The sequence below is a fragment of the Mycoplasma leonicaptivi ATCC 49890 genome, assembly GCF_000622205.1.
GTDB classification, from domain to species: domain Bacteria; phylum Bacillota_I; class Bacilli_A; order Mycoplasmatales; family Metamycoplasmataceae; genus Mycoplasmopsis; species Mycoplasmopsis leonicaptivi.
Window position 1 is genome coordinate 21,775 of sequence record NZ_JHWE01000009.1, and the last position, 8,010, is coordinate 29,784.

Annotated in this window: 5 protein-coding genes; 1 reads left to right on the forward strand and 4 read right to left on the reverse strand. The window is 22.5% G+C overall.

What is annotated here, in order from left to right:
• Window positions 1-13: 13 nt before the first annotated feature.
• The 4 genes from BU00_RS0100785 to BU00_RS0100800 are packed head-to-tail and all read right to left on the reverse strand — an operon-like array spanning window position 14 to window position 5,087.
• Window positions 14-2,107: a type 2 periplasmic-binding domain-containing protein gene (locus tag BU00_RS0100785; protein ID WP_051521832.1), complete on the reverse strand. Its 2,094-nt coding sequence runs from the start codon at window positions 2,105-2,107 to the stop codon at window positions 14-16.
• A gap of 5 nt (window positions 2,108-2,112) precedes the next feature.
• On the reverse strand, window positions 2,113-2,904 hold the full coding sequence (locus BU00_RS0100790; RefSeq protein ID WP_027121071.1) for an ABC transporter permease: 792 nt from the start codon (window positions 2,902-2,904) through the stop codon (window positions 2,113-2,115).
• Window positions 2,897-3,730 (reverse strand): ABC transporter permease, encoded by an 834-nt coding sequence (locus BU00_RS0100795; protein WP_027121072.1) that lies wholly within the window; start codon window positions 3,728-3,730, stop codon window positions 2,897-2,899. The genes BU00_RS0100790 and BU00_RS0100795 overlap by 8 nt, the downstream gene beginning before the upstream one ends.
• The gene (locus BU00_RS0100800) at window positions 3,714-5,087 is read right to left on the reverse strand and encodes an ABC transporter ATP-binding protein (protein ID WP_027121073.1); all 1,374 of its coding nucleotides are present in this window, start codon (window positions 5,085-5,087) and stop codon (window positions 3,714-3,716) included. The genes BU00_RS0100795 and BU00_RS0100800 overlap by 17 nt, the downstream gene beginning before the upstream one ends.
• A 323-nt stretch (window positions 5,088-5,410) precedes the next feature.
• Between BU00_RS0100800 and BU00_RS0100805 the strand changes: the two genes are divergently transcribed.
• Window positions 5,411-7,972 (forward strand): hypothetical protein, encoded by a 2,562-nt coding sequence (locus BU00_RS0100805; protein ID WP_027121074.1) that lies wholly within the window; start codon window positions 5,411-5,413, stop codon window positions 7,970-7,972.
• The last annotated feature ends 38 nt before the right edge of the window (window positions 7,973-8,010 follow it).

Below are 8,010 nucleotides of genomic sequence, written 5' to 3' on the forward strand. Positions count from 1 at the left end.
TTGTTGTTTTTCTTTAAGATTTTGTTTTATTAAAATAATAAGTTGTAATTTTACTTAAAAGTTCATCTGAAACAGGTTGAATACTTTTATGAATAACATTTTCATTGTTTAAAATTTCATACATTTCAACAGTATTTTTATCATACCCTTCATTTGAATCCATAAAATAATTTCTTAAAACAATTTCATAGTCAAAATCAGTTGTCGGAACATAATTTATAAAATCAAAATTATTTAGTGATAAGTAATTATCTAAAATATAATCACTACTTAAATCAATATAAACAATTTTTCTTGATAAATAATTAATTAATTGCTCTTTATTTTGATCTAAATTATCTTTTTCAAAATAGTTAGAAATAGAATGTTTATTATTTTTTACATCTTGTGTCAAGTAATAATTAAATAATTTGTAATCATTATTAGAATTTAATTTATTAATTTCAAAAACAATATCTGCATTTTGATCTTTTAAAATAGTTAGAACTTTATTTATATAATCTTGATAATTATCATTTAGAGTATTTTTTATAATTTCTTGATAAATACTAATTCTTGATTCTAAATCAACCTCTTGACCACTATTAAATTGTAATCTGTTATTGTTTAGTAAATCAAGATATTTTTTATTTTTTAAATCTGTTAAATTAATTATATTTGAGTATTTTTTAATTAATATTTCCTTATCTTCTTGATTTATATCTAAATCTAAAAGTTCTTGATTTTTAAATTCATTAAAAAGTTTATTAATTTGATATTCTCTTATATATTCTTGTATTTTATAAATTTCTAAATCTGATGAATTAAATACAATTGGTTGTATTTTTTTCTCATTAACTAAATTTTTATAAATTTGATGATCTTTTTGTGCTTGTGATAAAAAAGACTCACTTATTATTTGTGTATATTCATTTTTTGATTCATCAGATAATGATTTAGCAATAACAAAACCATCAACAAGTAGTAAATTATGTTTAGGTTTTATAGATCTAATTTCTCCGTCTTCTACTACATCAGGAAAATTATCTGATCCATAATAAGCATCTATCGCATCACCATTATACATAATTGCAACATTAACATCAGGCCTTGTTGGATTTATAATATTGTTAACTATTTCTAAACCATCACCAATAAATGAAATATGTTTATTATCTTTTATATCAAAACCAGTACCATCTTTAATTAATGAAGTGAATGAATCAATCATTAATTTATAAGGTTCATCAATATTATTTGGTAAATCTTCGATAAAACCTGTAAATTTTGTTTCAGTTCTTCCGTTTGGTAATGGTCAATAACTTGAACCATATAACATATTATCTCTAATTGCATCTGTTATAACTCAGTTGTTATAGTTATTTTGAGAAAGAATTTTCATAATATTAACAAGTGCTTTTGTATCACTTATAACACTTTTTTCAGGGTCATTTGATTTAAAAGAATCTTTGTAAAGTTCCAAATTAATTGATCCATCCTCATTTTTATTTTTTTGAGGAATTTTAACTTTTTTAATATTGTAAGAAACTACCATATCTTGTGAAAAATAAGGGAAAAAGTATTCTCAAAGTTCACTACCATTTTTAAGTTTATATTCTGTAAGATGGTCAAAAATTTCTTTTCTTAAAACTAATTTTAAATAATTTTTAGCAAGCAATCTAGCTTGTGTAGCCTTTTTGAATTGTTCTTCTAATTCTTGTGGAACTTGTTTATGATTTTTGATTAACAAATCATATTCACTTTTAAGTTTATCATATCCAAGCATTGGTTCAAGATCTTTATTATTAAAAAGAACAGAATAGTTTATTTTATCGATTAAGTTTTTATTTATTAATTCAACTGCTAAAAAATCAGATCCAATACCAGCTGCAGCTTTATTATTTATTAATGAATTAGAAAATTCACTAATAGAATCAAATTCTTTGTAATCAAAAACATTTCTTAAAACATTAATGTTTTGTGTTGACATATAAGATTTGTAATTAAAAAAACTGGGTTTGAAATTATTTTGTGTTTTATAACTTAATAAAGAAACAATCAATGTTGTTCCAAAAATTGCCCCAATTATTGAGATTAAATAAAATTTAATTCTTTTAAAAAGTTTCAATTTTACTAATTACCTCTTTTAGATTTATAAATAGCATAAATAATATTTCCAAAGATTACAATAAATAAAATTATTGAACCTAAAACAAGTGCTCATGGGGCAAAAGCACCTTCATAAAGTTTTGTAGCTAAAGTACTTGTATTTGATACAGTTCTAGTGATAATAAAATCATCAAAACTAAACACAATACTTACAATTGAAACCATTATGATTGCTGGAATCATATGGATTAAATATGTTTTAAATCAAGATTTTATTTTAGAATATCCTAAATCCTGTGAAGCTTCAAATAAGTTGTTATTAAACTTATCGCTTCTTGGTAACATTAATGAAATACCATAGGGTAAAGTCATAATTGTATGTCCAACAATTACTCTAATAAATCCTTCTTCATCAACATTTACTAAACCAAATAACAATCCAAAAACAAGTACAAGACCAATTGCTGTAATGTTATCCGGATTAATTAGTGGAATATTAGAAGTCGCTGTTGTTATTGTTCTTAATGATTTATTTTTTTGTCTATATAATGTATAAACAGTTATCAAACTTAATGAAACGACTAAAAAACTTACGACAATAGCAACAAGTAGTGTGTTTACTAAACTTAAATCACGACCATTACTAAATAAAGTTTTTCAGTTATTTGTAGTTGCTTGTGTTCAAGTAGGGTTAAACTCTCCTTTTGGTGTAGGTGCATTAAAACTAAATACAACACCAAAAATAAGTGGTATATAAACAAATGTTAAAATTATATAAATATAACTTTTTTTCAAGAAGGTATAAAACTTATTCATAGTGATATCCTTTCTTGAATTTAAATAGAATTTTAGGTAATATAATTATTAATGAATATATACCAATAAATATACCTGAAACAACAATTACTAATGTTGATCCGGTACTTAAATCATATTTATTACCAGGATTTATCTTTGAGTTAAGTACATCACCAATTAATTGTGTTTGTGAACCATCAGGTAATAATTTAGAACTTACAATAAAAGTTGTTGCGCTTGATAAGAAAATTAAACCTAAACCACTTAAAATTGCCTTTGTACCATAAGGTATAACAACTTTAAAAATTGTTTGCAAATGATTATATCCTAAATCATGTGAAGCTTCTATTATATTTTTTGGCATATCTTTAAAAACTGAATAAAGTGGCATTATCATTAAAGGGATGTTTAAATAAATTAAACCAAAGATAATAAAAAATTCATTATTAAGTTTTTTAGGATCACTTGAAAATAATCAAAGTGCAACACCTTTAATAGCGTAAATTCTTGCTATTGTGAAAATTGCAAGAGGACTAATGATTAAACTTAAAGCAAAAGTTTTAAACATTTTTGATTTTGAAATAGAAACAAAATAGGCATATGGAAATCCGATTAATAAACAAATTATTGCAGAGCATACTCCAACAAATAATGATCTTGCTATAATATTTCAAACATTAGCATTTTTAACTAAAAATCAGGGATCAAAGTTTTCAATGCTTAAGGCACTAATAAAAATTAAGATAATGGGTAAAAGTATAAAAAAGATCGCTAGGATTAAATATGGTAAAAATAAATAACTTCTTTTATCAAAGGTTAAAAGAGATTTAATTTTGGAATTCATTTTTAAAATAGTCTCATTTTGGATCTTTTTTCATTAAGTGAATTGAATCGATTGTTCAACTTAAAAATACTTTTTCATCTATTTCAAACTTTTTAGCTGTTTCTACATATAAGATACTTTCATCTTCTGTTTCAATTGTTAAATAGTAATAACTTCCACGGTATGATTTTTCTTTAACAAAACCAATAATTTTTCCATCAGTGGTTGAAGGATTGTTTGTTATATCAATATCTTCTGGTCTTATTAAAACATCAACTTCTTCATTTGCTTGAAATTCTTCAAGTGAATGAACTGTTTTAAATTCTTTACCAAGTAATTTAACTTTTTCAGAATTTAAAAATTTAGCATTAAAAATATTTGATTCACCGATAAATCTTGCTACTCAAATATTTACTGGGTAGTCATATATATTTTTAGGGGTGTCATATTGTTCTATTACACCACCACGCATAACAGCAATTTTATCAGATAATTCAAGTGCTTCGTTTTGATCATGTGTAACAAAAATGAAAGTTAAACCAAGTTCTTGTTGTACTGATCTTAAAAGGATTTGCATTTTTTGACGTATTTTTGCATCAAGAGCACTTAATGGTTCATCTAAAAGTAAAATTTCGGGTTCAATAACTAAACTACGAGCTAGTGCCACTCTTTGTTTCATACCACCAGATAATTCAGTAATCGCTTTAGTTTCATTACCTTTTAAACCTACAATTTCAATAATTCTATCTATTTTATCTTTTAATTCTTGTTTTGTCATTTTACGTTTGAAATAAAAGTTTTCATAATTTTGCTTTTTTAAATCAACATAGTTTTCTCAATATGAATATTTAAAATCAGAATCATCTAGTCAATTTTGTCTTTTGTTATATTGGTATGTACCAGGTTTTAAAGATTCTAGTTCCTTTGTATATTGTTCTTGGATTTTATCTAATTTATTTTTAGCAGATTCTGCTTTTTGGTGTCATTTTAAAACTTTTTGCTCAAGTTTTAAAATGTGTTTTTGATTAATTTCTTCTTTTGGTACTCTTTTTAATTTAAGTCCATATAAAATATTTCCTTCAACATTTAAGTGTGGGAATAAAGCATAGTCTTGAAAAATAGTTGAAACATTTCTTTTGTGCGGTGAAAGATCTTTAATATCTGAACCATTAAATTTAATTTCACCTCTTGTTGCTCATTCAAAACCACCGATTAATCTTAAAATTGTTGTTTTTCCTGAACCAGAAGGACCAAGTAGAGTGACAAATTCACCACGGTTAATTTTTAAATTAATATTATTAAGAACCATTTTATTATCAAAATTCTTAACAACATTTTCTAATTCTATAATATGTTTATTTTTTTGTACTTTTGTCATTTTTCTCCTTTCTTTTTAATGTAGTACAAAAATTAAATGGAGACAGTATCAAATAAATTTTCACTGTATTGTTCAACACAAAAACCCTTAGTCGGATAGTGGTTTTCAGTAAAGTTTGCAAATATATGTTTAACACATAAAATTTGAATTAAAAGCAACTTATTTTTCATATTTTTTAATTATATAAAAAACTAAAATTTTTATATATCAAAAATATTTTTTTTATCTATATTTTAGGGTTTTAATTCAAATAAATTAATAATTTAATAAATAATTTTTTATATAAAATATGATATTATTTTACAAATAAATTAAGGAAAAATATGAAAAGAAAAATAAATAAAATAAATATATTATGAAAACTTAGTTTTTTAAGTTTTTCATCAGCTTTGATTTCTACAAGCTGTACAACAATAAATCCAAAAACAAACAAAATACATTATGTTAATGAAGATAATACAAATACTAATAATAATGAATTTACTTCTTTGTTAAAATCTTTTGAATTAGCGGATTCAAATGATAAAATAGAAATTATTAATATTTCTAAAAATACAATTTTAGATATTTCGATATTGGAAAAATATAAAAATAAAAATATTACTGTAAACGGAAATAATAAAACTATAAAATTATTAAATACAAAAAATTCAGAACTACCGAAAAATATAAAATTTATTGATACAAATTTTTTAATTGAAAAAAATATTGAATTAAATTTTAATAATGAAAATAATAATTTTTTTAAGAGTTCTAATTTAATATTTGAAAATAATTCAATTTTAAAAATTAATAATGATTTGTCAGACAACATTTATTTTAATTCGTTACAAAATAACCCAAATATTGAACTTACAAAAGGTAAATCAATTATTTTAGGTAATCAAACAGAAAGTATTAAATTAAAAATATTAGACAAAAATTTTAATATTAAAACAAAAAATGATTTAGTAATTATAGAGAAAATCTCAAAAGATAATGTTTTTGTAAATTTAACTTTATCAAGTGATTATAGATACAATTTAGTTTTTATTAAAAATGAAAATAACAAAATTTTTAGTACAAAAATACTATATAAATATGATCAATTAAAATTAATTATTGAGAATAAAGATCAAATTAAGAAAACATATAATTTAAATGATGTTTTAGATTCTCAAAACATAGTTTTAAAAATCGAAGATAAAGAAAATAACTTTTCAGAAAATGTGGTCTTACAACAAAATGATATTAAAAAATGAAACATTCAATATTTGGTAAATAATAAAGTTGTTGAATTAAATCATCGATTTACAAAATTAGATGTAACAAATGATAATAAACAAATTAAATTAGGTTTTATCACTAATTTAAAAAATGAAAATGTTTCAATTCAACATATTGATGATTTAGTTAAAAAAGGTGATTTTTTAGTTATAAAAATTAATTCACAAGAAACAAATAACCCAAGTAATAAAAATAATCAAAATTTAAATGATCAAACAGCATCAAATAATCAACACAGTACTTCTATACCCAAAGAAACAAATGTAAAAGAAAATGAACAAAATAATACTCAACCATCAAATCAACCTAATAGTGATTCTGGTGAGAATTTTACAAATTCTAATAGTAATAGCTCAAACAATTCAACAAATAACCAAATTGCTTCACAAAATCCACAAGATAATAATTCTAATACAGATACCACTATAAATTCTGATCAACCAGTAGATAACACTGTTGATAACAATGATAAAAAGCAAGAACCTGTTTTATCACAAAATAATAGAATAATTTATGTTGAAAATATAGCTGGAAAATCTTATGGTGGAAATGGTACAGAAAATAATCCATATAAAAACATTCAAGAAGCTATAAATAATTCTAGTGATGGTGATATTGTAAAACTAAAAAATTCTATTGTACTTCAAACAGATTCACATAATAATTCATATATATTTAATAAAAAAATTACAATTGATGGTAATGGTCATACCTTTAATATAAGAGGAAATAATCTTGTTTTAACAAAAGATTTAATTTTTAAAAATGCTTCTTTAACATTTACAGCTGAAAATGGAAATTCAAATATTTACTTATCAGGTAATTCTTTAACATTAAACAATGTAAGTACATTACTTTCAAACAATCAAGCAAATGAAAGACCAAATATTTATTTTGATTCATTTAATAATAGTATTGTAGGTAATAAACCAGAATTAATTGTATTAGGAGATAATAATCAAACTAAATTTAAGTCTATTAATACTAATTTAAATAATTCACAAAATACTTTAAAAATTCTAATATCTAATCCACATACAGAGGTTTTTGAAACTGTTAATTTAGGTCAATATAATGGTTTAGTTCATTTTGAAAGCAATTCATCAAAAGTTAAAAACATAACAGGTGCAGATAATAAGCAAATAACTATAAAATTGTATTCTAAAAATAGTGAACCTATGTCCTTTTCTAATTTCATAATACCTTCAGGTGTTAAGCACCTAATCCTTGAAAATGTTGTTTTAAGATTATCATCTAATTATCCATATTTTAAAGGACTTGGTGAAAATAGTAATCTTGAAATGGATTCAAAATCAAAATTAGAAGTTAATAATTTTGAAAGTGATTATGAAGATACATTTAATTTAACATTTAATGAAATTTTAGGTAATGGTATTTTACAAGTGCCACCAAAAAATACTATTAAATTATCAAGAATTTCACAAAACCTTAATATTCATATTTTTAATACAAATGAAGATCCAAAACAAAATGAAGTTTTAATAGAATCAAAAGAAAATATCGATGATAATATCAGAATTAACTTAACATATAATCAAACCTTAATTAATGCTTTAAAATTAACAAAAGTAAATAATACTTTTAAATATACAAAATAGGATTTAAAACCAGGTTTTATTACTTAAAATCTGGTTTT